The sequence below is a fragment of the Sedimenticola sp. genome, assembly GCF_050289425.1.
GTDB lineage: Bacteria > Pseudomonadota > Gammaproteobacteria > Chromatiales > Chromatiaceae > Sedimenticola.
Genome location: NZ_JBNKFS010000034.1, coordinates 1 through 25,581, shown reverse-complemented (window position 1 = coordinate 25,581; position 25,581 = coordinate 1). Strand labels below are relative to the sequence as shown.

The window sequence follows — 25,581 nt, the reverse complement described above, 5'->3', positions numbered from 1 at the left end:
AGCATGAGCCAGGCGTTCCAGACCAACCTGACCGCCATGAGTCTGCTGGCCCTGCTGGTAGGCGGCTTCCTGATCTACAACACCGCCACCTTTTCGGTACTGCAGCGACGACGCCAATTCGGCATCATGCGGCTGTTGGGCGCGACCCGGGCCGAGGTGTTCCGCGCCATCCTGACTGAGCAGATGGTGATCGGGCTGATCGGAACCCTGGTGGGCATGGGTCTGGGTATCCTGCTGGCGCGGCAACTGCTTTGGCTGGTCACCCGCACCATTAATGATCTCTATTTCGCCCTGACGGTCAGCCAGCTCGACCTGTCACCCACCATCCTGCTGACCGGTGCCCTGCTCGGCCTGCTGACCACCCTGATCGCCGCCTCGGTACCGGCTTGGGAAGCGACCCGATCCCAACCCACCAGCGTCAACCGACGCTCGGTCATCGAACAGCAGAGTCACCGGGCACTCCCCTGGCTGTTATTGTTCGGCCTGGCCGGCATGGGAGGCGGCCTGCTGCTGGTGCAGAATTCGGAGCGTAGCCTGTTGCTGGGTTTCGCCGCCCTGTTCTGTTTCATCATGGGCTACTGCCTGCTGGTGCCGACGCTGGTGCCGCCCCTCTCACGACTGCTGCAGCACCCGCTAAAACGGCTCTTCGGTACCATCGGCCGACTGGCTTCGCGGGGCATCGATGCCAGCCTCAGCCGAACCGGCCCGGCGATCGCGGCCCTGACGCTGGCGATTGCCGCCACCATCGGCATGGGCATCATGGTGGAGAGCTTTCGCAGCACCGTCGGTCAGTGGCTGGCCCAAACTGTCCAAGGGGATATCTACGTCACCGCCACGCACAGCGCCTCCAAGCGCGCTTCCGCCCCCCTGCCCGACTGGCTGCCGGAACGGTTGAGGGCACTACCCGGCGTGGAAGATTTGAGCAGTGGTCGCCACGTCACCCTGGAGACCGAACACGGGCCGGTCAGTCTGTTGGCCCTCGGCCTGGCAAAGCACAGCTATCGCGGTTTCAACTTCAAGGGTGAGACCCTGCCCGACCTCTGGGGCCGCTTTGCCAAGGGGGAGCTGCTGTTGATCTCCGAGCCCTACGCCTATCACAACCGGCTCCAGGTTGGCGATTCATTCTCGCTGTTGTCGCCCGACGGCAATGTCCGTTTTAGCGTCGGGGGCATCTTTTTCGATTATGGCTCCGACCGTGGATTGGTGGTGATGCCACACGATCGCTACGCCGCCCTATGGCACGACAACCGGATCACCACCCTGGGCGTTTACCTCAAACCCGGACAGCCGATCGAACCGCTACTCACCCGGGTCAAACAGCTGGCCGGTCAATCGCCACGTCCCCTGCTGGTCAGGTCCAACCGGGAGATACTGGAACAGTCGCTGGAGATCTTTGACCGCACCTTCACCATTACCCGCGTACTCCGGCTATTGGTGATTGCAGTGGCCTTTGTCGGCATCCTTAGCGCCATGATGGCGCTGCAACTGGAGCGCGCCAAGGAGCACGCCATCTTGCGGGCCACCGGACTCACCCCGCGGCAACTGCTGGGCCAGATCAGCCTGCAGACCCTGTTGATGGGGTTGATGGCCGCCCTGTTGGCGATGCCGCTGGGCTGGCAGATGTCGGATATCCTGATACACGTCATCAACCTGCGCGCCTTCGGTTGGAGCATGCCCAGCCAGCTCGCGCCCGACATCCTGCTGGAAGCCACCGGTTTTGCGCTGTTTGCCGCCCTGCTGGCCGGACTCTACCCCAGCCTGCGCATGGCACGCACGCGCCCCGCGCTGGCGCTGAGGGAGGAGTAGCATGCGCGGGTGGCTTGGCTTGCTCCTGGCGTTGACCCTGTTCGGGTGTAACGAAGCGCCCGCGCCGACGGAAAAATTTTCCGCCACCGCGCTGCTTTCCAGTATCGATGCCGCCGGCTTCGCCCGGGCCGACCGGGTAAGACCATTCCGTTTTCCACAAGATCATGGCGGCCACCCCCGGTATCGTAACGAGTGGTGGTACTTTACCGGTAACCTGTATAACGAAACCGGCCGCCGCTTCGGTTATCAGGTGACATTTTTTCGTTACTCATTGACCCCGCCAAACCTCGGCGACAGCCGCTCACGCTGGGCCGACAACCCGGTCTGGATGGCCCATGTGGCGCTAACCGATGTCAAGGGTAAACGCCACCTGACGGAAGAGAGGCTGGTCCGTTCCGGCCCCGGCCTGGCAGGCGTGGAGGCGGAACCTTTCCAGGTCTGGGTGGAGGACTGGCGGCTGAGCGGAAAGGGATCGAGCTTTCCCTGGCAGATCCACATCAAAAGCAAGGCGTTCGATATCGCGCTGGATTTGACCCCCACTGTCGGCGTCATCCTGCAAGGAGACCGGGGATTGAGCCAGAAGGGCCCCCAGGCGGGTAACGCTTCCTATTACTACTCCGTACCCCGCCTGCACACGAAGGGAAGCGTTACCCTGGATGGCCGGAGCTATCCGGTGAGCGGCGATTCCTGGTTTGACCGGGAGTGGGGAACCAGTGCCCTGTCGGGGGAGCAGTCCGGTTGGGACTGGTTTTCGCTGCAACTCGATAGCGGTAGCAATTTTATGTTTTATCGTCTGCGCGACAGTGAAGGGAAGGCCACCCCCTTTAGCGCCGGCACCCTGATCCCGGCCAAGGGTCAATCACAACCGTTGACGCTCAAAGAGATAACCCTCACTCCGGTCAAATGGTGGGAGAGTTCCAGTGGCCGGCGTTATCCGATCGAATGGAGCTTACAGATCAAAACGCAGAACCGGATTCTGAAGATCAAGCCGGTCCTGGAGGATCAAGAGATGGACCTGAGCGTGCGCTACTGGGAAGGTGCCGTGGATGTTTACGAAAAGGGGCGTCTGTCGGGGCGCGGATATCTGGAAATGACCGGTTATTGAGCCGGGCAACCACGGGATTGTCCAGGTGATTATGGCTGTCTGGGGTGTGGGCGGCCACAGGGGGCCGCCCCTACGATATGGCTAATGACACAACCCTGCAAGGGGCAGGCCCCTGTGCCTGCCCTGATTGATCGAAAGAAACCACTGAAAAAAATTTATTGATAACGCTTGAAATCCCATTTAGCGATCCCTAATTCATAGTCAAGTGGATGCCGCAAGGATTCACGAAACAGTGTGGTTCGACTGAACACACCTGCTTGAAAATATCGCTTAACCTAATGAGGATATCGTCATGAGAGCTTATGATCTTTCACCCCTATTCCGTAGCGCCATCGGCTTCGACCGTCTGGCCAACACCCTGGAAACCATCCACAACACCAACTCCAGCGGCGGTTATCCGCCCTACAACATCGAGCTGGTGGATGAGGACCACTACACCATTACCATGGCCGTGGCCGGTTTCACCACCGACGACCTGGAGATTGAAGTACGGCAGAACATGCTGCACGTCTCCGGTCAGAAGCAAGAGGAAGGAGACGACAACAGGACCTTCCTGCATCGCGGTATTGCCAATCGCAGCTTCGAGCGTAATTTTCAGCTGGCGGATCACATTCGCGTAGCGAGCGCCACCATTCAGGATGGCATGCTGGAAGTAAAATTGGTCCGGGAGATTCCGGAAGAGATGAAACCGCGTCGGATCGAGATCCAGAAACGTTCATCCCATGTAATCGACAGTAAGGTGGACGCCGCCTGATCTGTTTGACAGCGGGCCCGGTCGCAAGATCGGGCCCGATCTACTTCCGCCCCAGCTGCTTGAGATAGATCGCTATCTTGGCGGCCTCTTGTTCAGGCATTTTGGAAAAATTGGGCATCTGGCTTTTCTCTTCCGAACCATCCTGCACCTTGTGAATAATCTGCCATACCGACAGTTCGGTATCCCGATTGGCCGGGACCCCTTTTAAAAAAACACCGCTACCATCCGCCTTATGGCAGGGCGCACAATGGTATTCAAAGAGTTGATGACCGGTCACCAGATCAGGATGATCGTGATTATCCGCGCTGCAGCCCGTCATCGCGACTAACACTGGGGGCAATACAAATAGGATGAACTTAGATAACACGCTGACCTCTTTTTTTGCCGGAGCTCGGTTTCCAGGCACGGGACACCTCCGAGTATCACCATAGCGACTTCCAATAGTAATTACCATCCGATACATTAAATTCCACACAGAAGAGTAGTTCACTCGGCTTAAAAACCCACAGTAATCAACTAAAGATTTTCCCCGCCAAGCCGATCTGACAAATATCACAAGCTGTAGCCATAACGGATATGTTACGCCACACAGGGATGTACAGACCTGAGGTTGCTATGATTAACACATCCCATACCAACGCATTTTTCAAGCAGTCCCTCGATTGATTAGCGGCGTATTTATCGGAATAACTGACAGGAGATCGGTGGTAACGCACTCCAATTTTTGCAGTGCAAATTTCTCAACCATGTAGATAAAGCGCTTCTCGCCACTACGGAACGCTTTTGTAATAAGCCATTGAGCACCCATTGGGTGCTGGAGAAAATTGCGTGAACATACTCAACAACATTTCGATCAAGACACGCCTGATTTTTCTGGTTTCGTTTGCCACATTATTGTTGGTCGCTATCGGCATTATCAGCGTTCGAGCCATGAGCACCGCCGAGCATGACCTTAAGACGGTGTACGAAAATCGGCTGATACCCACGGGGAAGCTCAGCAGAATCATCGACCTGATGAGAACCAATCATGCCCAGCTACTGCTCGCGCTCCAGCATGCACCCGGGTCCGATACAGAGAAGATGCATGATCACCCTACCAGTCTGCACATTACCAACGTCAATGAGAATATCGCCACCATTACCGGCATCTGGAAAGAGTATATCTCAACCTCCCTGGGTGCTGAGGAGAAAGCGTTGGCACAGGATTTTGCAGATAAACGGGCGACCTTCGTCAAACAAGGACTGAAGGCGGTAGCCAGCCTGATTGAGCAGGGTAAATATCAGGAAGCGGAAGCAGCGATCCTGAAACAGACCGGGCCGACCTTTGATATCGCCTACTCCAGCGTGGCAAAACTCTGGAAACTGCAACTGGACGAAGCCAATAAAGCCTATAACGAAACGGTTGAAGAGAATCGGTTTGTACGAAACATATCCATACTACTGATCGCTGTCGGAGTGGCACTGTTGGGCATACTCGCCTTCCTTACCATTAAGGGGATTAGCGATGTAGTGAGTGATTTGACGGACACTTCACAAAAGATGGCTGGTGGCGATCTAACCGTCCGCTGTCACCACAGCTCCAACGATGAGTTGGGTCAGATAGCCAATGCATTCAATAACATCTGCGAAAAATTCAGGAGTGTGGTAAAGGAGCTGGGCGATACGACCATCCAGCTTGCCTCTGCAGCCGAAGAGACTTCGGTTATCACCGGAGAGACCAGTGCCCGCATCCAGCAGCAGCAGTCTGAAACCGAACAAGTGGCCACGGCAATGACTGAAATGGTTGCCACGGTTCAGGATGTGGCACGCAACGCCTCGGAAGCTGAACAGTCGGCCCTACAAGCGGACACACTCACCAATAACGGTCGCACGGTGGCCGAACAGGCATTAATTGCCACCCGGGACCTGGCCCATGAAGTCGAGCAAGCGGCGGTGGTTATCCATGCTTTGGAAACCGACAGCAACAATATTGGTGGCGTCCTGGATGTGATCCGCGGTATTGCGGAACAGACCAATCTACTGGCACTCAATGCCGCCATCGAAGCCGCACGCGCCGGCGAGCAGGGTCGCGGTTTTGCCGTCGTGGCTGATGAAGTGAGAACGTTGGCAGGCAGGACCCAGGAATCCACCCAGGAAATCCAAGCCATGATTGAACGTCTGCAACAGGGTGCCAAAGAGGCGGTCCAGGCGATGCAGAAAGGCCAAACCAAGGCCGAACACAGCTTGTCCCAGGTTGAACAGGCCGATCATGCGCTGGATGAAATCAACCAGGCCGTTGCCCGTATCAAGGATATGAATGCTCAGATCGCGACAGCGGCCGAACAACAGGGTGCCGTCGCGGATGATATTAACCGCAGTATTGTTTCTATCAATGATCTGTCGGTGCAATCGGCCCAGGGAGCCGAACAGACCGCGGTGGCCAGTACCCAGCAAGCTCAGCTAGCCGCCGACCTGCAGGCTATGGCCGGACAGTTTCGCACCTAAAAACCCTGCAGGGACAGGTCGATCAGCCCTCGCTCTGTCCCTGCAGTTTCTCCACAAAGCGGGAGATCTGTTCCAGTGTCTTATCTCCCTGCTCCAGGTGGGGGGAGTGTCCGCAATCCTTGAGAATGGCAAGTGTTGTCTGCCCGGGTAATCGTTCAGCCAATGCGTGAATCTGTGTCAGGGTGCCGTATTGATCATCCTCGCCCATGATCGCGAGCATGGGAACCGTAATGCCGGGGAGACTGGATTCAATATTCCAGCTGGCAAACCGGGGATCCAACCAGATGCCGGCCCAATGCCGGAAGGTGCTTTGCGTATGTGCCAGATGGTAGCGCTGCAGGCGCCCGGCCAGGCCACCTTCATCAAATTGTTGCTTGGCTTCACGGATGCCGTGCAGCGTCTCTGCCTCGACAAACAGATGCGGCGCCAACAACACCAGTCCGGTGATGCGGGAATCGAGGCGTTCACCGGCATAGATCAGAGCGATAGAAGCACCATCACTGTGTCCGACCAGGATCGCCCGCTCGATACCCGCCTTGTCCAGCACGGCCGGTAACACGTCCAGCGCTTCCCGGTGCATGAAATCCACATCGAGGGGTTGGGTAAACGGCTCCGATCCACCATACCCCTGCCGACTGTAGATAAACACGGTCAAGCCGGTCGTACGGGCCAGATTCTCCGGAAAATCCCGCCACATCGCCACACAGCCCAACCCTTCATGCAGTAGCACCAACACGGGTTGGCCCGGTGTAGGTTGCCCGATCCATTGATACTCCAGGTTGACCCCATTCACCGGCAGCAAAGCTTGATCTTGGTTATACATTGGATTCACTTGTAACTAATCAGCAACTCCAAGCGTAACCGGTCAGACGGTGGAAAAACAGACTTTGCCGGCAGGGAAATTCAAGCGACCCGGATGCGCACCACCTTCATCACTTCAAATTCGATCCCGGCCACGGTATCCACCGCGGGATAGTAAGTGATATTGACCCGCTGACCTTGCAGTGACTTGTAACGTCGTCTGCGTTTATAGACAAACGGCACCGACTGTCCGGTAATGGTCAAGGTATTGATCAGCCATTCGCCCTGCTCGCGCTGTACGTGGGACTCCACCTTGAGCATATCGGACTGAACCAGATTCGGGTGTTTCTTCAACAGTTTATCGACAGGTGTAGGCATAGGATTGTGGGTCACAAAGTTATTGCCGTGGCGGCATGGCACAACTGTCGCCTTCGCAGCCGGTCACTTCGATCGTCACATGTCCCAGGGAGTGGATATGCTGGATCAACGCCTTGTAGTGGTCGGGTTCCTTGGGGTGGTGGGTCACCAGGGAGACGATGACACCGAAGCTTTTCGGTCCCAGTTGCCAGATATGCAGATCCACGATGCGGTTATCCGACTCGCCCTCGATCGCCTCGGTGATCTGCCGGCCGATCTTTTCGCTGGGCACCGAATCGAGCAACACACTGCTGGTCTCTTTCAGCAGCCCGATACTCCAACTGGTAATCAAGATCGCCCCGACAATTCCCATCATCGCATCCATCCAGATCCAGCCAAAATACTTCCCAGCAATCAGGGCGATGATGGCCAACACCGAGGTCAAGGCATCGGCAATGACGTGCAGGTAGGCAGCGCGCAGGTTTTGGTCATGGTGATGATGATGCCCAGGGTGATGCGCATGATGATCAGCGTGATGATCGTGATGGTGGTGAGGGTCGGCGCTCCCGCCATGCAGCAACCAGGCACTGAGCAGATTGACAAGCAGTCCCACGACCGCCACCAGAATCGCCTGATTAAAACGAATAGTCTCGGGGGCCAGCAACCTTTCGATCGACTCCGCCCCCATCAATAAGGCGACCATCGCCAGGGTGATGGCGCTGGCAAATCCACCTAACGCCGTTACCTTGCCGGTACCGAAACTAAAGCGCGGATTATCCGCATTCAACCGGGCATAACGATAGGCGAACAGGGAGATAGCCAGGGCTGCCACATGGGTGCCCATATGCCAGCCATCCGCCAACAGGGCCATGGAACCGAACAGATAACCGGCCGCGACTTCCACTACCATCATGGCCGCGGTCAGCCACACCACCAGGCGGGTTCTGCGTTCACCTTCGGAGGTATCGATATTGAAATTGTGGTCGTGGCGCCACTGTTCGAGCGAATGGATATGCATATCTGTTCCCGGTACTGCAAATTCGGTATCGCGGGATTATAGGGTTTTCTGCGCTGAAGCGGCACCCCTGGAACCGGGGCATGACCGTCTATCTTTTGACTATCGCCCCAACCTCGACTTAGAGAGGCCTATTCCGTGCGGCGCGGTAGGCGCGGAGTTGTCGCCGCTCCTCCACCTCATGCCGTTTGCGTATCACCAATTGGCGTTTGTGTTGCCGCAACATCTGCAAAGCGGCCTTCACATATTCGATCGAGTTCATCTCATCCCGCGAGTAGCGTCGAAGTAATTCCATCCATTTGTAGTGAACCTGACAAAAAACATCCTCACCAAAAGTGTTCATCGGGCAATCCCTGCAGCGGGTCTTGCCGGCTTGCCGGGAAACCACCTGGCGCTGCCAGGATAAACGATACTCGGCGGCATACTCGGCGATCCACTCGATCACTTTATCTCCATGCTCACTTTCCGGGAATCGCTTCAGGTACTGCTTCAGCGTCTCCACTTGTCGCCGCAGAAAAGCTTCATCGGTCCCGTTTATCTCCCGATCTCTCACCGCAAAACGCACGATCAATGCCAGTATCGGATCGTCAACAATAAACATGTTTCCTCCCCTCCAAAACCGCCATACCCTTTACGTTTAGTTGAACGGGAGAAATAAACAAGCTCTATTTCCCAGGGTTATTGCACAATCAGGAAGGGGTTATCCCGCCTGACGGCCATGCTTTGTCTTGGTGTATAATGCTTTGCTTGGCAATCTAATCGACCTGACCCAGGACCTGTCCAATGCTGGAAGACCAACTTATCAAAGTCGCGACTGGACTGGCTTTTATCATTCCCGGGATCCTGATCCTGCGCTGGTGGCTTAACCGCTCTGTCGGGTCCCCGGAGGAGTGGGCTGGTCATCACATCAAGATACTCCAGCAGAAACACGCCCGGGGCGAGATCGATGATGAAACCTACCGCACCCGCTTGAAGGAGCTGCAGGACGAGTAGCCGTTTCGTACTGCGACGGCGCCATTGGTATACCGATAGTGCGCTGTCTATGCTTGTGGAATATCCGTCATTTATGCAATCAGTGAGCGTTCATGCCTGAGCACCCGATACTCTTTACCATTTTCCTGATTTTTTCCGGTGCCGCCGTGTTTGCCACCCTGGCGCTGTATGCGCGCCAGGCACTGCTCATCTCCTATATTCTGCTGGGTGTTTTGTTAGGCCCCTCGGCGGCCGGCCTGGTGAGCGACAGCGAACTGGTCAGGGAGATGTCCAGTATCGGTATTATGTTCCTGCTTTTTTTGATGGGCCTGGAACTGAATCCCCGTGAACTGCTGCTGCTGTTGAAAAAGACCACCACCGTTACCCTGCTCAGTTCTGCCCTGTTTGCGTTTTGCGGCGGTTTGGTGGCTTGGCTGTTTGGCTTTAATCTGCAGGAAGCGCTGATCGTCGGCGCGGCGATGATGTTCTCCAGCACCATCATCGGGCTAAAGCTGCTACCCACCACCGTCCTGCATCACCAGCATACCGGTGAGCTGGTAATCAGTATCCTGCTGTTTCAGGATCTCATCGCCATTCTGCTGCTGCTGATCATGAAAGGCGGCGGCGGTAATGAATCGCCTCTGCTGGAAATCCTGAAGCTGGGGCTTGCCCTACCCCTATTGATCGGTATCTCGGTGGTATTCGTGCGTTATGTTTTTTACCCCTTGATGAAGAAGTTCGACACCATCAAGGAGTACATTTTTCTGATCACCATCGGCTGGTGCCTGGGGCTCGCCGAAGCCGCCACCGCACTCGGTCTCTCCCACGAAATCGGTGCCTTTATCGCCGGCGTATCCCTGGCCACCAGCCCGGTCTCCTTCTTTATTTCGGAAAACCTGAAGCCATTGCGCGACTTCTTCCTGGTGCTGTTCTTCTTTTCGCTCGGGGCCGGATTCGATCTGGGTATGCTGGATGACGTGATTCTGCCCGCCCTGCTGATCGCCGCTGCCATGCTGCTGTTGAAGCCGGTCATCTTCGGGCGGCTGTTATGTATGGTCGGAGAAGAGAAGGCCCGCTCGACCGAGGTGGGGGCCCGGTTGGGACAATTGAGCGAATTTTCCCTGCTGCTGGCCGTTCTGGCCTGGGAGAGTCAATTGATCGGATTGGAGGCATCCTATCTGATCCAGTTGGCCACCCTGCTTACCTTCCTGGTCTCCACTTACCGGGTGTTGTTCAAATACCCCACACCGATTGCCCTGTCGGCGACACTACGGCGAGATTGATCCAACCGTTTGTGGGGGCAACCCTGTGGTTGTCCGTACCGCACCTTCAACGGGGGCACAAAAAACGTGCCCACCCTCCCCGGCTTTACCTCGTTCCCACGCTCCGCGTGGGAACGCATACCCTCATCACACACCCAGCACTTCGCCCTCATCGGAGAGATCGATACGATGTGCTGCCGGGCGGGCAGAGAGCCCCGGCATGGTGACGATATCACCGGTCAGGGCCAGCAGATAACCGGCACCGGCCGAGATACGCACCGATTCCACCGGTAGTTCAAAACCGTCTTGATGTCCGATCCGGGACGGGTCGCTACTGAGCGACAGGTGAGTCTTGGCAATACAGATGGGCAGTTGTTGGTAACCGAGGTCGCGTATTCGCTCCAGATCTTTCAGGGCCGTACGGCTGAATACCACTTCACTCGCCCCATAGATGGTGCTCGCCACGGCGAGGATCTTGCGTTCGGGAGATTCGTCCAACTCATACAGGAAACGCGGCGACGGCTGGGGTCGCTCCGTCGCCGCCATCACCGCTTCTGCCAGCGCTTCACCACCGGCACCGCCCCGGGCATAGCCGTCAAAGCGGGCCACACTCAAATCGTAGGCGCGACATCCGTCCTCAATGGCCTTCAGGTCCGCCTCATCGTCGCCGTCAAATCGGTTGATCGCGATCACCGGCTCAAAGCCGAACGCCTGCACGCTCTCCACATGATGAAACAGATGTTCCAGTCCGGCACAGATCTCCTCCACCGTACCGCCGCTCTGCGGGCTTCCGCCGCCATGCAGACGCAAGGCGCGCACCGTAACGACCAGCACGACAGCATGGGGCCAAAGCCCCGCACTGCGACATTTCAGATCAAAGAACTTTTCCGCACCCAGGTCAAAACCGAAACCGGCCTCGGTCACCACATAATCGGCGCGGGCGGCGGCGCTCTTGGTGGCGATCACGCTGTTGCAGCCGTGGGCGATATTGCCAAACGGGCCCCCATGCACCAGCGCCGGCACCCCTTCGCTGGACTGCACCAGATTGGGCAGGATGGCATCCTGCAACAGCGCCGCCATGGCCCCGGTGGCCTGCAAACCGCTGGCCGTGACCGGTGCGCCTTGACGATCAAAACCGACCAGGATACGGCCCAAACGCTGCTTCAGATCGGTCAGGTCCTCAGCCAGGCAGAGTATGCCCATCACTTCAGAGGCGGCGGTGATATCAAAACCGGTCTCCCGTGGCACCCCGTTCAGCCGGCCGCCAAGACCGATCACCGCCTGCCGCAGGGCCCGGTCATTGACATCCAGCACCCGCCGCCAGAATACCTGCCGGTGTTCCAGATCCAGTTCACTGTGAAAGTGCACCGCATTGTCGACCAGCGCCGCCAACAGATTGTGGGCGGCACCGACCGCGTGCATATCGCCGGTAAAGTGCATATTAATGCGGGTGGAGGGTTCCAACTGGCAATGCCCACCGCCGGCACCACCGCCTTTGATACCGAAGATCGGTCCCAGCGACGGTTCCCGCAGGGCCAGGGCCACACGGGCGCCTAACCGCTGCATCCCTTGCGCCAATCCGATGGAGACCGTGGTTTTCCCTTCGCCGCTACGGGTGGGGTTGATCGCCGAGACCAATACGATCTTGCCTTTTTGTCTTGCCGTATTCTGCCGCAATGTAGCCAAGCGAATCTTGGCCATGTAGTCGCCGTAGACCATCAGCCCGTCTGGGGTCAAATCGAGTTTGTCGGCAATTTCCTGGATCGGGCGCATCGGTGACCCCTTAGATTCGCGTTTTGGCTATTCTGTGTCTATTAAAGCACAAGGTAACCCGGTTCCAATCCGGGCGGATGAATACCCTCCAAGAAAACCGTTTTGTCACAGAAAAGTGATGGTATTCCCGCGGCAAACTCCTTATGCTACTTCCATGCTGCGTCGCACAATATGCGTATCACTTAAAAAAGTATCCAAAGCAACCATGTTAAGAAGCATCTATATCGCCGGGGCCGAACCCGGCAGCGGAAAATCGGTGGTAGTACTGGGCATGATGGAGATGCTCACCGCCTTGACCAAGCGGGTCGGTTTCTTCCGTCCGATCATTCCGGAGAATGGGGGCAGTGATGACCTGACCCACCTGATTACCGAACGCTACGGCATCGACCTACCTACCTCCTCCCTCTACGGCTGTACCGACGAGACAGCGCGTAATCTGCTGGCGGAAGGGCGCTATGACGAGCTACTGAAACAGGTTATGGCCAAATACAAGGCGGTGGAGCAGCAGATGGATATGGTGGTCTGCGCCGGCACCGACTTTTCCGATGTCACCTCTGCCATGGAGTTGGATTTTAACGCCGACCTGGCCAACAACCTCGGTTGCCTGTTATTGCCGGTAATCAAGGGCTATGGCCGCTCCGCCCACGAAACGGTGGATGCGGTACGGGTGCTGGAAGAGTCCCTGAACAACCGCGGCTGTGAACTGCTGGCCGCCATCGTCAATCGGGTGGACCCGGACAATATCGAACAGGTAAGCGCCGAATTGACCGTTTCGGCCATCCCGACCCTGCCGTTTTACGTACTCCCGGAACATCGAACCCTGGAAAAACCGACCGTCGGCGAGATCGCCCGCTCGCTAAACATCGCCTGTCTGAGCGGCGATCAAGAGTCCCTCAACCATGAGGTGAGCCACTATAAAATAGCCGCCATGGAGGTACCCAACTTCCTCGACAACATCCTGGAAGACAGCCTCATCATCACCCCCGGCGACCGCTCGGATATCATCCTCACCAGTCTGGCGGCCGATGCCTCCAGCCGCTATCCGAAGATCGCCGGATTGCTGCTTACCGGCGGATTGACACCGGCGCCACAGGTCACCCGCCTGTTGGAGGGGCTGAGCAAATCCCGCGTCGCTATCCTCAGCGCCCCCTGGGATACCTTCAGCACCGCGCTCAAGGTCAATGAGGTGGAGGGTAGCATCCTGCCGTCGGATGAGCGCAAAATCGCCGCCGGACTGGGTATTGTGGAGAAATACATCAACGGCGAAGAGTTGAAAGCGAGGATCTCTCTCAGCAAAACCCGACGCAAGACCCCGTTGATGTTCGAATACGAGCTGATTCAGCGCGCCAAGTCGGCACGCAAACATATCGTGTTGCCGGAGGGGTTTGACGAGCGCATCCTGCGGGCCGCCGAGATCCTGCTACTGCGCGAGGTGGTGGAGATCACCCTGCTCGGTTCGGAAGAGAAGATTCGCCAGCGCATCAGCCAGCTCGGCCTCAATCTCAACGGGGTAAAGATGATCGATCCCCAGACTTCGGTATGGCGCAGATCCTTTGCCGACACCTACTTCCGACTGCGCCGGCACAAGGGTATCTCCGAGCAGATGGCCTACGACGCCATGGCGGATGTCAGCTACTTCGGCACCATGATGATCCACCATGGCTACGCCGACGGCATGGTCTCCGGCGCCGCCCACACCACTCAACATACCATCCGTCCGGCATTTGAGATTATCCGAACCAAGCCCGGCTGTTCATTGGTCTCCAGCGTCTTTTTTATGTGCCTGGAAGACAAGGTGCTGGTGTATGGCGACTGCGCCATCAATCCCAACCCCAATGCGGCACAACTGGCCGATATCGCCATTAGCTCAGCCGCCACCGCCGCCATGTTTGGCATCGAGCCCCGGGTGGCGATGCTCTCCTATTCGACCGGCGTCTCCGGCAAGGGGGACGATGTCGATTCGGTGCGGGAGGCGGCAACCCTAGCACGGCGTTTTCGCCCGGACCTGAAATTGGAAGGCCCGATCCAATACGATGCCGCCATCGACCCCGACGTCGCCCATTCGAAGATGCCGGAGAGCGAGGTGGCCGGCCAGGCCACGGTGTTTATCTTCCCCGACCTCAACACCGGCAACAATACCTACAAGGCGGTGCAGCGCTCCGCCAATGCGGTGGCGATCGGTCCGGTCATCCAGGGTTTGAACAAACCGGTGAACGACCTGAGCCGCGGCTGCAGCGTGACCGACATCGTCAACACCGTGGCCATCACCGCCATTCAGGCTCAAGAGAATGATTCGCTGGAGGTCAAGGCATGACCATACTGGTAATCAATAGCGGCAGCTCTTCCATCAAATACCAGTTGTTCAATCACCAGACGCAGCCGCTCGCCTCGGGACAGCTCGACCGGATTGGCCAGGCGGAGAGCCGGCACTGGCTGCGGTGGCGGGATGAAGATGGAGCCGCCCAATATTGGGAATCCACCGGTCCGGCAGCCGATCACCACCGGGCATTGGAATGGGTGGTGGAACAGCTCGACGCCAGCGGTGCGCTCGACTCGCGGCAACCGCTGACAGCCATCGGCCACCGCGTGGTGCACGGCGGTGAGCGCTTCAAACAACCGGTACTGATCGATGAGAGCGTGATGGAGGCGATCCGCGATATGATCCCCCTGGCGCCCCTGCACAATCCCGCCAATCTGGAGGGGATAGAAGTAACACGCACCCTCTTCCCCGATCTCCCCCAGGTGGCCGTTTTCGACACGGCTTTCCACCAAACTATGCCGTCATACGCCTTCCGTTACCCCTTACCGGAACGGTTCTACCGTAACTACCAGGTGCGGCGCTACGGCTTTCACGGCACCTCGCACCACTATGTGGCGAAACAGGCAGCGGCCTACCTGCGGACCCCACTGGAGCAGTTAAACTTGGTCACCCTGCACCTCGGCAACGGCTGCAGCGCGGCGGCGATCCAGGCGGGCACCTGCATCGACACCAGCATGGGCATGACACCCCTGGAAGGGTTGATGATGGGGACCCGCTGCGGCGATATCGATCCGGCACTGCACTTTTATCTACTGCGTGAAGCGGGTCTCTCACCGGAGCAGTTGGAAAAACTACTCAACAAAGAGAGCGGATTGAAAGGGATCTGCGGCAGCAGTGACATGCGCGAGGTGAGCAAAAAAGCCCGGCAGGGCGATGCAGACGCCCGGCTGGCCAGGGCGATGTTCGCCTACCGTATAAAAAAGGTCATCGGCGGCTACTACGCCGCACTCGGGCGGGTCGATGCCATCATCTTCACCGGCGGCATTGGTGAACATGACGCCGCGCTTCGCCAGCAGATTTGCACCGGCCTGGAGGCATTGGGCATACGCCTAAGCGGCGGCGAAGAGCCAACCGCGGGAGACGCTATCCAGTCACTGCACGAGGCAGAGGCCGCCGTCAAACTGCTGGTCATCCCCACCGATGAAGAACTGGAAATCGCCCGCTGCACCCAGGCGGTCATCGGGGACACGGGGGTATAACGGAAGCAACCGAGTGAACTGCGATTTCCGATAGGGGGTGAAGCGGGTGATACAATCCCATTCCGGATACTTGAACTGACCAGATCCATGGATAAGAAAAGTGCCACCATTCTCGAAGCGATGGAGCAAGCCGCCATGTCCGGCCTGTGCCGAGATGGCCAGTTGGAGATCGGTATGCAGACTGCCCGCACCCTCTACCCGAAGATAAGTGAAGCCGAGCTGCTGTCTATCGCAGAATCGGTTTATAAGCGTTTGGTCAGCACCGATTAAGCATACTCCATCGGCAGAGCTTTCAAGAAAACGCCCATTCTGCCGATACAAGGATCAGCAACATCCATAAGCCCGTCTAACCCTAGGAGTAACATTAATAAATTAGAAAAGTCTTATTGTTTGTAGTATGGTATGTATCGAAACATCAGCGCGCTCAACAATCCGTTCTGGATGCTGAAGAATCAACAACTTATCTTCCCTATCTGCCTGGCAGACTGCCTGTCCGGAGTTTGAGTTTCATTCATCCCGGAAACCTGAAGTAGCCGTGGTCACACCGGCAGATAGCTGAGATATCTGTACAGGATCGTTCCGGCTTTAGTTTTGACACGAGGTAATCACAAAGATTTGATGCGTAATATGGCACTGCACCCTGCCCTAAGCTTTTTACTCCCCTTTACCAACTGGCTTCCCAATATCGACAAGCGCGACCTGCGCGCCGACCTGATTGCCGCCCTGACCGGCGCCATTGTGGTCCTGCCACAGGGCGTGGCGTTTGCCACGATAGCCGGCATGCCACCGGAATACGGCCTCTACGCCGGCATGGTCCCAGCCATCATTGCCGCCCTGTTCGGCTCCTCCAAACACCTGGTTTCCGGACCGACCACTGCCGCCTCAGTGGTGCTCTTCTCCGCCCTGTCGGTCTATGCCGCACCCGGTAGCCCCGACTATGTCATTCTGGCCCTGACCCTCACCTTCATGGTAGGTGTGTTTGAGCTGGCCCTGGGTCTTGCAAGGATGGGAGCTCTGGTCAATTTCATTTCGCACTCCGTTGTCATCGGTTTCACCGCCGGGGCCGCGACACTGATCGCCGCCAAGCAACTGAAGCACTTTTTCGGTATCGAGATGGACAGCGGCGGTCACCTGCATGAGATTATTTTCAATTTCTCGCAGCAGTTGCAGCAGATCAATCCGTGGGTAACCGGCGTGGCCCTGGTAACACTGTTCTCCGGCATCGCCTTCAAGCGCTGGTTTCCACGCATGCCCTATATGATAGCGGCCATGCTGACCGGCAGTATTCTCTCGGTATTGCTGGATACTTGGTTTGGCCATGCCACCACGCAGATACCCAATGTGGGCGCCCTACCGGCTACCTTGCCGCCGCTGTCGGCACCGCACCTATCGCTGCAACACGTAAAGGACCTGGCCCCCACCGCGCTGGCGGTCACCCTGTTTGCCCTCACCGAGGCGGTTTCCATCGGCCGTTCCCTGGCTGCCCGGGGCGGTTACCGCATTGACGGCAATCAGGAGTTTATCGGCCAGGGCCTCTCCAATATCGCCGGAGCCTTCTTCTCCGGCTATGTTGCCACCGGTTCCTTCAACCGTAGCGGACTCAACTACCAATCCGGCGCCAAGACGCCGTTGGCCTCCATTTTTGCCGCACTGATACTGATGGTCATCGTCCTGCTGGTGGCCCCCTATGCCGCCTACCTGCCCAAGGCAGCCATGGCCGGCATCCTGTTTCTGGTGGCCTGGGGACTGATCGATTTCAAGGAGATCAGCCATATACTCAAATCCTCCAAGCGGGAAACCGCCGTGCTGATGGTCACCATGCTGAGCGCCATGTTCCTGGAGCTGGAATTTGCCATCTTTGCCGGCGTTCTGCTCTCCCTGGTGCTCTATCTGGAACGGGTTTCCAAACCCAATATCGTCACCCGGGTACCTGACCACCGTCTCTACAAACACGCCTTCTCCAGCGATCCCGACCTGCCGGAGTGCAAACAGTTGAAGATCATCCGTATCGACGGATCCCTGTTCTTCGGTTCGGTCAATCACCTGCAGGAGCGGTTCGACCGTATCCGCACCAACCATCCGGACAAGAAGCATCTGGCCATCATCGCCAGCGGCATCAACTTTGTGGATCTGCAGGGCAGTCACGCCCTGGTTGAAGAGGCGAAGCGGCGGCAGGATTCCGGCGGTAAACTTTACCTGATCAACGTCAAAGAGAAGCTGTGGGATTCCCTGGAGAAGAGCGGTGACCTGGATGTGATCGGCGACCGCAATATCTTCCAGTCAAAGAACGCCGCGCTGCACGCGATTTACCACAAGCTGAATAAATCGGTTTGTGAAACGTGCGAAAACCACATCTTTCAGGAGTGCCGTAACAAAAATTGATCTCACCTGTCACCTATCAATCGGAGAAAAAAACACCAGGTCCGATTCTGGCTAGCACTCTGTCATGCACTGCACTAAGATGGCTTCAATACCATTTCAGTGCAGGCAGCGTGCATGGACCTCGACACAAGAACCTGTGAGCAGGCCAGGCAGACCCGAGACCCCCGCTTCGACGGGCGTTTTTTTGTCGGGGTAAAAACCACCGGCATCTTCTGCCGCCCGGTCTGTCCAGTACGGCAGCCAAAGCCGCAAAACGTCCTTTTCTTCAAGACTGCCGCCGCGGCCACCGAGGCGGGCTTTCGTCCTTGCCTGCGTTGTCGACCGGAAGCTGCCCCCGGTACACCGGCTTGGTGCGGTACCTCAACCAGCGTCACCCGGGCGCTACGGCTCATCCAGGAAGGGGCACTGGACAGCGGTTCCATCGAAACATTGGCCGACCGCCTGGGCATCACCAGCCGCCACCTGAGCCGCCTGTTTCAAACTCATCTCGGGGCATCACCCATCGCCGTCGCCCAGACACGGCGCCTGCAATTTGCCAAAAAGTTGATCGATGAAACCAGCCTCTCCATGACCGATATCGCGCTAGCCTCCGGCTACGGCAGCGTGCGCCGCTTTAATGATCATTTCCGCCGCGTCTATAACCGCCCACCCTCTTCGGTGCGGGATCGGAACCGGCCGACGCCGGACAATCTGTTCCGCATCAAACTGCCCTATCGCAAACCGTACTGCTGGGCATCGATGACAGCCTTTCTGGCCAAGCGCGCCATACCCGGCGTAGAGTGGGTCAGCGATGGCACCTGGCATCGGCATATCGAGCTGGATGGCCAAACCGGCCTTATCAGCGTCAGCCACAGCGAGGCGGACCAGGCGCTGGTCTGTGGACTATCCCTGCCGTCGACGCAAAGCCTTTTCACTTGGGTGGAACGGGTTCGCAATCTGTTCGATCTAAATGCCGACCCGCAGGAGATCGCCGCCACCCTGTCGCGGGATAAGGTGTTGAAAAAGCTGTTGGCCGCCCACCCCGGCGTGCGGGTCCCGGGCGCCTGGGACAACTTCGAACTGGCGGTGCGGGCCATCGTCGGCCAGCAGATCTCCGTGACCGGGGCCACCACGGTCATGGGCCGTATTGCTGAACGGTTCGGTAGCCGAATCAATGGGATCACCCTGTTCCCCAGCGCACGGCAATTGCTGCATGCCGAACCGGAGGAATTCCCCATGCCGCAATCGCGGGCACGGGCCATTATCCATCTGGCTCAGGCGGTAGACTCGGGCACGGTCAATCTGAATCGTTGGGTGGACGCAGAAACCCTACGCCAATCCCTGACCGCCATCAATGGGATCGGCGATTGGACGGCCGGCTATATCGCCATGCGGGTGTTGTCAGACCCGGACGCTTTCCTTCACGCCGATTTGGTCCTGCTCAAAGTCGCCCGGCAACTGTATGGCGACGAGCATTCAGGGGCGCTTCTGGCACGTTCCGCCGACTGGCGGCCCTGGCGCGCCTATGCCGGCATGCACCTGTGGCAGGCCGCCACACAATTGAATGGATAAACAGCTATGAAAAATTGGCAGGACTGCCAATTTTTACGGCCGAAGACCGCCCACCAGGGGGCAACACGGAGATATGTCAGATGAACTACGACTACTGCGACACACCTATTGGCCCACTCTTATTGGCGGGTGACACAAGCGGGCTAGAATGGATCGGTTTCCCCGAAGGGAAGGGCCGGGTCGAGCCTGCGCCTGATTGGGTCCGGGATGCACAACCCTTCAAGGCGGTAAAACAACAGTTGACTGAATATTTCGCCGGCAGCCGCACCACATTCGATTTGCCGCTACGACCGCGCGGCACCCCGTTCCAGCTCAAGGTCTTGAGCGCCCTGCAAACCATTCCTTACGGCGAAACCCGCAGCTATGCGGATATTGCCCGACGAATCCATAAACCGCAGGCGGTGCGTGCTGTGGGGGCCGCCAATGGACGCAACCCGTTGCCGATCGTCATCCCCTGCCATCGGGTGATCGGTGCGGACGGCAGCTTGACGGGATTTGGGGGCGGCATACAGGTCAAACGTTTTTTATTGGCATTGGAACAGGGAAACACCCGGTTCGCCTTGGAGTAATGGCGGCCAACGCCGTCAACTGAACGAATGCGCCAGTAAACCGACCGGCTGACACCGACATGCAAAGCGGATGCGGCACTACAGTTTGTGGCGACTCCAGGCAAAGGCGACCACCAGCGCGCTAAGCAGGGCAAATCCACACCCCAACAGAAAGGTTGCCTGGGAGCCGAATCGATCCCAGGCCAAGCCGGCGATCACACTGGCCGCCAGACCATCTCCTCTTCTATAACTCACCCGCACATCGGCGCTCCCAGATAACGCAGGAAATTTATATAGAGCATCGGAACTCTGCTAAACGGTCCAGCTGTCTATCAGGCCTTTATACGGCGGCTCCAGCCGGCATTTGGCCGATAGGCGACCTTTGTTCTCATAAAAAACAGTTTGCGCTACCCGTAATTTAATAAATTAGAGTAGTCTTATGTTTTGTAGTATCTTTTCCCAGAGGCGATCGGTGCCCAACCGATCAATTCAAATACAATCAATAAGTTATAGCGATAAAATCAGCCACCGTATGGTCGTTCCGGTAATCATTCACGGGTTGCCTACCGCCATGAAGTCCCGCCCTGATCCGGAATTTCAATAAGCGCAAAAAATAGCTGATCGCCTAGCAGATAACAAAATGGTAGTTAGGGAGCGTATACATGAACACATTGGCCGATGAGGAACAGACCGTTCCCCAGACAGGCGCGCTATCGCTGAAGCAGATCATCTCAGCGGGGCTTTTCCTGCTTGGTGCTGTACTGCTGGCCATGAATGTTCCGTCAATAGAAATCGCCTGGGTTAGTGCGCTGCTGTTGTTGACCATCTATCTATTCGCTTTTGAGGTGGTGGGCGTCGACGTGGCCGCCATTGTGATCATGGTGCTGCTCGGTCTTACCTCGCTGGCCGCCCCGTTGATGGGCCTAAGTGCCGGGCTGGTGGATACTCAACACTTGTTCGACGGGTTCAGTTCCAACGCGGTGATCTCCATTATCGCCGTGATGATTATCGGTGCCGGTCTGGATCGGACTGGCGTGATGAGCAAAGTCGCCGCTTTCATCCTAAAGATCGGCGGAAAAACCGAGGGGCGGATCATTCCGATTATCTCGGGCACCGTGGCCATCATCTCTTCATTCATGCAAAACGTGGGAGCGGCCGCCCTGTTCCTGCCGGTGGTCTCGCGCATCTCAGCCCGCGCCGAACTGCCCATGTCACGCCTGCTGATGCCAATGGGTTTTTGCGCCATCCTTGGCGGTACCGTCACGATGGTGGGTTCGTCTCCGCTGATCCTGCTCAATGACTTAATCATTACTTCGAACAGCGCCCTGCCCGAAGCGCAGAAGATGGCCACCTGGGGCCTGTTTTCCGTCACCCCCATCGGTCTGATGCTGGTCACCACCGGGGTGATCTATTTTGTATTAGCGGGGCGTTTCGTGCTCCCCACCACTCAGAGTGAAAGCAGTACCACCGCCTCTGGTGCCATGCAGTATTTTCGCGATCTCTACGGCGTCAGCTTCAGTCTGTTCGAGCTGGTAGTACCCGATGGCAGTGAACTGATCGGCAAGCAGTTGGATGATGTTGAAACGCTATATAAAGTCCGCGTCATCGCCAACAAACGCCCCGGAGCCGAGAGCCAGATCGGACCGGGCACACTGGCCCGTGATACCGCCATTGAGAATGGTATGGTCCTGGGAGTCATTGCCGAGTCGCGTAATATCGACCTTTTCGTCGAGACCTTCGGGCTCAAAAAGCGCGATGAGCTGCGCACTTTTACCGAATCACTGGCTGCGACCAAGGCCGGCATCGCCGAGGTACTGATACCCCCCGGATCCAAGCTGATCGGCAAGAGTGCCCGTGACGTCTGGATGCGCAAGGTGTACGGCATCGCCATGATCGCCCTGCACCGCAACGGGGAGACCATGCGTGAAGGCGATGATATCCGCAGCATCCCCTTCATCGCCGGCGATACCCTGGTGGTGCATACAACTTGGGAGGCACTGGCGAGGTTGGAACAAGATCGCAACTTCGTAGTGGTGACCACGGAATACCCAAGGGAAGAGTTGCGACCGCATAAGGTGGGCTGGGCAGCTTTGTTTTTCTTGATCGCCTTGTCCATGGTGTTGTTTACCGATATCCGCCTGTCCGTTGCACTACTGACGGGGGCCATCGGGATGATCCTCTCCGGGGTCATCTCGATTGAAGAGGCCTACGAGGCGGTCAGTTGGAAAACCGTCTTCCTGCTCGCATCACTGATTCCACTTGGGTTGGCCGTAGAAACTACCGGCACCGCCAAATGGATCGCTGAACAGACGCTGGAGGTAGTCGGAGAGCAACCGGTCTGGGTAATTCAAGCCGCTGTCGCCGTACTGGCCACCTTCTTCACCCTGGTGATGTCCAACGTGGGCGCAACCGTGTTGCTGGTGCCGCTAGCCGTCAACATCGCTATAGGTGCCGGAGCCGACCCGGCAGTATTCGCCTTGACCGTGGCCATCGCCACCTCAAATTCATTCCTGATCCCGACCCACCAAGTGAATGCCCTGATTATGGGCCCGGCCGGTTACCGGGTACCTGACTTCATGCGAGCTGGCGGCGTCATGACACTACTTTTTCTGCTGGTGATGATGGTGGCGATGCAGCTGTTTCTGTAAGGCGGTTTTCCGAAGGGAAGTCAGGCGGTGTTTGTTCGGCTGCAATCCGGTTACGGCCTTGCGCCTTGGCTCGGTAAAGCGCCTGGTCGGCCAGATTGAACAGACACTCCCATCCACAGGTAACGTCTTGACTGGTAACGGTACCGATACTGGTGGTGATCTGAATTGGGCCGGCCTGGGTATCCACCACATTCCCGGCAACCGCCAGGCGCACCCGCTCTGCCACCTCGCTCGCCTTTTGCCGCGAAGTGGCGGGTAATAACAGGGCGAACTCTTCACCACCGATCCGGCCCAAAATATCCTCCTGCCGCAGGACAGATCCGAGTATCCGGGTGGACTGCCGGAGCACCTCATCACCGGCCGCATGTCCATAGCGATCATTGACCTGTTTGAAGTGATCAATATCCAGTAACAGAATAGACACCGGATCCTTTCGCCGCTGGCAGCGCGCCAACTCTCTTATCACGGCTTGTTCAAAGGCGCGCCGATTGTATACCTGGGTCAACACGTCGTAGTGGGCCAGGTGGTTGAGATGAAATTGCAACCGCCTGTTGATCATGGCCGAAAAACCGTAGGTCAGGCAGATTGACACAAGAATGACATCGAGGAAGGCCAATGACTGAACCAGGTTTCCGGAGAAAAGATCCCGTAACGGCGCATCCAACAAGGTTATGATGCCCCGGAGCGTCAAATACAGGGCGTGGAGTACAAACACACCACCGGTCAACCGCTGCACACCCTGCATATGGGTAACTTGATCCCTGAACAGCTGATTGGCTGCCAGTAGGCTGAGCAAGCTGACCGATAACGAAATAATCACGATACGCGGGCCGATGGCTGGCGCCTGATAGGTAAAATAGAGGAAAGAGATGAATACCAGGGTCGTCGAGGCCGCCACCCACCACCAACGGACGGTTCGCTCCAGAAAGGTCGAGACACCCACAGCGAGTAACCCATATCCGAATATAATCAGCGTATTGGCAAGGGGGACCGTGACGAAGGTCGGCACAACGCCGCGCAGACCGATGAAAAGAAAACCAGCGGCAATAGAGAGGTTTCCAAACGCCCAATAGCGGGCGCTACGCTCATTGGGATTGAGCCGCCATATCACCACCATGGCACCCGCCATGAGGATGGAAACCAACATCGCAAGTAGCGATAACGTTCTTATATCCAGTTCAACCATAACTTCGTCACCCTCATATTGGATCAAACGATCCGAGGCACTGGATACAATCCTTTTCCCCCTCCCTTTCCAAAATCGATAATACGGGGTCAACCAGCCTTCATTTCATATCGATACATCGCCTTTATTAACAATTGTACTCAATTATGCGACCAATCGACGACGATCTTATGCTTCTTCGGTAGTTTTGATTAGGTTAATTCCGATCTCACCACCAGATACACAACGCACCTCCCTATTCCTAGTAACGAAAAACTCCTAAACAATCCTTTCAGGCAACCGATAGCTACCTTAGTAGCCGCGGTTTTATTACCAGGAATAAACCATGGAAATCATTCTGTTATCAGACACTGACGCGGCAAAGACCCATTGCAGACCGCCATGGGTCACCAAACGGGGCCATGCAGGGCCTGTCCTCTAACCGGACACGAGATACCGACTCATGAAAAGATTGCCCCCCGCCATTGCCGCTCTGTTAACCCTGCTGTCGGGTCACACCGCCGTCGCCGAAGATTTCGACACCCATATCCCCATGCAGGTCGGTAGTGCCACTACCTATTACGTCAAGGCGGTGGCCGGCAACTTGGAGGCGATGGATTTCATGGTGGATACCGGCTCCGGCTATACCACGATCAACGAGGAGACGCTGGCCGAGTTAAAACGTCTCGAGCAGGCCCACTACCTGCGCGACTTGCGCGGGATATTGGCCAATGGCACCGAAATGGTGGTACCGGTGTATCGTCTTGCACATTTCAATATCGGCGGCGGCTGCCCGCTGAACAACGTGGAAGCGGCGGTATTTCCTGGCAAAACCCGCCAAATACTCGGCTTAAGTGCCCTGAAACAGGCCGGTCCTTTTATCTTCTCTTTCGACCCGCCTAACCTGATTCTCAGTAACTGCCCCCAGAACGACCTGCTGGCCAGCGCCACAGAAAAGTAATTCTCAGCAAACACTGTCCCACCGCCCGTTCCAGGGGTTCCAGGGTGTCGCGAGATAGCGACAATTACCCGGCCGGTACGGCAATAAAACCGGCTTGATCTCCACCATCACAGGCAGACGCCGCTCCGTTACATGCCGCAAAAGCCCCTGCCACGGGGCCTGCACGGCCGTGTTCACCTCTCCGAAATCAACCTGGCAAGCAACTTGCTGATTGGGTCGATAAGCGCCCACGAGGGCAATCCGCCCATTAGAACGGGCCGATACCACCCCAACGTAAGGAGATCATCATGAAAAAAGTCACTCGACAATCAATACTGGCAGGCGCCGTCGCGGCGCTGATCACGCTACCCGGCTGGAGTGCCGAGGGTCAGCCGCCAGTCCTGGATAGCACGGATACAACGGCTACACAGCCGGCACCCGGGTTTAAAACGGACTTACCTGAAAATTCGCCCGTTATGGAAAGCCCGGTTACCGCCGA

23 protein-coding genes are annotated in these 25,581 nt (G+C 57.1%); 15 read left to right on the top strand and 8 right to left on the bottom strand.

What is annotated here, in order from left to right:
* The 3 genes from ACQY5R_RS17330 to ACQY5R_RS17320 all read left to right on the top strand — a co-directional run.
* Positions 1 to 1,806: ABC transporter permease (locus ACQY5R_RS17330; RefSeq protein WP_428610461.1), on the top strand; the 1,806-nt coding region annotated here is incomplete at its 5' end.
* Between the two features lies 1 nt (position 1,807).
* Complete coding sequence (locus ACQY5R_RS17325; protein WP_428610460.1) at positions 1,808 to 2,911, top strand: lipocalin-like domain-containing protein; 1,104 nt, start codon at positions 1,808 to 1,810, stop codon at positions 2,909 to 2,911.
* Positions 2,912 to 3,203: 292 nt separating this feature from the next.
* The gene (locus tag ACQY5R_RS17320; RefSeq protein ID WP_428610459.1) at positions 3,204 to 3,665 is read left to right on the top strand and encodes an Hsp20 family protein; all 462 of its coding nucleotides are present in this window, start codon (positions 3,204 to 3,206) and stop codon (positions 3,663 to 3,665) included.
* A 40-nt stretch (positions 3,666 to 3,705) separates the two neighbouring features.
* Here ACQY5R_RS17320 and ACQY5R_RS17315 read toward each other — a convergent pair whose 3' ends face one another.
* A complete protein-coding gene (locus ACQY5R_RS17315) occupies positions 3,706 to 3,984 on the bottom strand; it encodes a c-type cytochrome (RefSeq protein ID WP_428610458.1) in 279 nt (92 codons plus the stop codon).
* 509 nt (positions 3,985 to 4,493) lie between these two features.
* Between ACQY5R_RS17315 and ACQY5R_RS17310 the strand changes: the two genes are divergently transcribed.
* The gene (locus ACQY5R_RS17310) at positions 4,494 to 6,149 is read left to right on the top strand and encodes a methyl-accepting chemotaxis protein (protein ID WP_428610457.1); all 1,656 of its coding nucleotides are present in this window, start codon (positions 4,494 to 4,496) and stop codon (positions 6,147 to 6,149) included.
* A gap of 22 nt (positions 6,150 to 6,171) precedes the next feature.
* Here the strand turns inward: ACQY5R_RS17310 and ACQY5R_RS17305 are convergent, their stop codons facing one another.
* The 4 genes from ACQY5R_RS17305 to ACQY5R_RS17290 all read right to left on the bottom strand — a co-directional run bounded on the left by ACQY5R_RS17305 (position 6,172) and on the right by ACQY5R_RS17290 (position 8,923).
* Positions 6,172 to 6,972: an alpha/beta fold hydrolase gene (locus ACQY5R_RS17305; RefSeq protein WP_428610456.1), complete on the bottom strand. Its 801-nt coding sequence runs from the start codon at positions 6,970 to 6,972 to the stop codon at positions 6,172 to 6,174.
* 80 nt (positions 6,973 to 7,052) lie between these two features.
* Positions 7,053 to 7,328 (bottom strand): hypothetical protein, encoded by a 276-nt coding sequence (locus ACQY5R_RS17300; RefSeq protein WP_428610455.1) that lies wholly within the window; start codon positions 7,326 to 7,328, stop codon positions 7,053 to 7,055.
* Positions 7,329 to 7,347: 19 nt separating this feature from the next.
* Positions 7,348 to 8,325 (bottom strand): CDF family Co(II)/Ni(II) efflux transporter DmeF, encoded by a 978-nt coding sequence (gene dmeF / locus ACQY5R_RS17295; protein ID WP_428610453.1) that lies wholly within the window; start codon positions 8,323 to 8,325, stop codon positions 7,348 to 7,350.
* 118 nt (positions 8,326 to 8,443) lie between these two features.
* Entirely contained in the window at positions 8,444 to 8,923 is a 480-nt protein-coding gene (locus ACQY5R_RS17290) for a hypothetical protein (protein ID WP_428610451.1), read from the bottom strand.
* Positions 8,924 to 9,105: 182 nt separating this feature from the next.
* Between ACQY5R_RS17290 and ACQY5R_RS17285 the strand changes: the two genes are divergently transcribed.
* Both ACQY5R_RS17285 and ACQY5R_RS17280 read left to right on the top strand, forming a co-directional pair.
* Positions 9,106 to 9,315, top strand: a complete 210-nt coding sequence (locus ACQY5R_RS17285; protein WP_428610450.1) for a hypothetical protein — start codon at positions 9,106 to 9,108, stop codon at positions 9,313 to 9,315.
* A gap of 92 nt (positions 9,316 to 9,407) precedes the next feature.
* Positions 9,408 to 10,577, top strand: a complete 1,170-nt coding sequence (locus ACQY5R_RS17280; RefSeq protein ID WP_428610448.1) for a cation:proton antiporter — start codon at positions 9,408 to 9,410, stop codon at positions 10,575 to 10,577.
* Between the two features lie 126 nt (positions 10,578 to 10,703).
* Here the strand turns inward: ACQY5R_RS17280 and ACQY5R_RS17275 are convergent, their stop codons facing one another.
* Positions 10,704 to 12,329, bottom strand: coding sequence for a formate--tetrahydrofolate ligase (locus ACQY5R_RS17275; protein WP_428610446.1), 1,626 nt, complete (start codon positions 12,327 to 12,329; stop codon positions 10,704 to 10,706).
* A 205-nt stretch (positions 12,330 to 12,534) separates the two neighbouring features.
* Here ACQY5R_RS17275 and pta point away from each other — a divergent pair, with 205 nt between their 5' ends.
* The 6 genes from pta (at position 12,535) to ACQY5R_RS17245 (ending at position 20,350) form a co-directional block, all read left to right on the top strand.
* Entirely contained in the window at positions 12,535 to 14,643 is a 2,109-nt protein-coding gene (gene pta, locus ACQY5R_RS17270) for a phosphate acetyltransferase (RefSeq protein ID WP_428610445.1), read from the top strand.
* Positions 14,640 to 15,848, top strand: a complete 1,209-nt coding sequence (locus ACQY5R_RS17265; RefSeq protein WP_428610443.1) for an acetate/propionate family kinase — start codon at positions 14,640 to 14,642, stop codon at positions 15,846 to 15,848. Before pta ends, ACQY5R_RS17265 begins: the two co-directional genes overlap by 4 nt.
* Positions 15,849 to 15,935: 87 nt before the next feature.
* Complete coding sequence (locus ACQY5R_RS17260) at positions 15,936 to 16,118, top strand: hypothetical protein (protein WP_428610442.1); 183 nt, start codon at positions 15,936 to 15,938, stop codon at positions 16,116 to 16,118.
* Between the two features lie 348 nt (positions 16,119 to 16,466).
* Positions 16,467 to 18,230: a SulP family inorganic anion transporter gene (locus ACQY5R_RS17255; RefSeq protein ID WP_428610441.1), complete on the top strand. Its 1,764-nt coding sequence runs from the start codon at positions 16,467 to 16,469 to the stop codon at positions 18,228 to 18,230.
* Positions 18,231 to 18,344: 114 nt separating this feature from the next.
* Entirely contained in the window at positions 18,345 to 19,781 is a 1,437-nt protein-coding gene (locus ACQY5R_RS17250) for an AlkA N-terminal domain-containing protein (RefSeq protein WP_428610439.1), read from the top strand.
* Between the two features lie 80 nt (positions 19,782 to 19,861).
* Positions 19,862 to 20,350 (top strand): methylated-DNA--[protein]-cysteine S-methyltransferase, encoded by a 489-nt coding sequence (locus ACQY5R_RS17245; protein ID WP_428610438.1) that lies wholly within the window; start codon positions 19,862 to 19,864, stop codon positions 20,348 to 20,350.
* Between the two features lie 78 nt (positions 20,351 to 20,428).
* Here the strand turns inward: ACQY5R_RS17245 and ACQY5R_RS17240 are convergent, their stop codons facing one another.
* The gene (locus tag ACQY5R_RS17240; protein ID WP_428610437.1) at positions 20,429 to 20,584 is read right to left on the bottom strand and encodes a hypothetical protein; all 156 of its coding nucleotides are present in this window, start codon (positions 20,582 to 20,584) and stop codon (positions 20,429 to 20,431) included.
* A 407-nt stretch (positions 20,585 to 20,991) separates the two neighbouring features.
* Between ACQY5R_RS17240 and ACQY5R_RS17235 the strand changes: the two genes are divergently transcribed.
* The gene (locus tag ACQY5R_RS17235) at positions 20,992 to 22,977 is read left to right on the top strand and encodes an SLC13 family permease (RefSeq protein ID WP_428610436.1); all 1,986 of its coding nucleotides are present in this window, start codon (positions 20,992 to 20,994) and stop codon (positions 22,975 to 22,977) included.
* On the opposite strand, the gene ACQY5R_RS17230 is transcribed toward ACQY5R_RS17235, so the two are convergent.
* Positions 22,922 to 24,163, bottom strand: coding sequence for a GGDEF domain-containing protein (locus tag ACQY5R_RS17230; protein ID WP_428610435.1), 1,242 nt, complete (start codon positions 24,161 to 24,163; stop codon positions 22,922 to 22,924). The genes ACQY5R_RS17235 and ACQY5R_RS17230 overlap by 56 nt on opposite strands.
* A 442-nt stretch (positions 24,164 to 24,605) precedes the next feature.
* On the opposite strand from ACQY5R_RS17230, the gene ACQY5R_RS17225 reads away from it, so the two are divergent.
* Both ACQY5R_RS17225 and ACQY5R_RS17220 read left to right on the top strand, forming a co-directional pair.
* Complete coding sequence (locus ACQY5R_RS17225; RefSeq protein ID WP_428610433.1) at positions 24,606 to 25,103, top strand: retropepsin-like aspartic protease family protein; 498 nt, start codon at positions 24,606 to 24,608, stop codon at positions 25,101 to 25,103.
* 287 nt (positions 25,104 to 25,390) lie between these two features.
* Positions 25,391 to 25,581 (top strand): hypothetical protein (locus tag ACQY5R_RS17220; protein WP_428610432.1); only part of this gene is annotated, 191 nt, incomplete at its 3' end.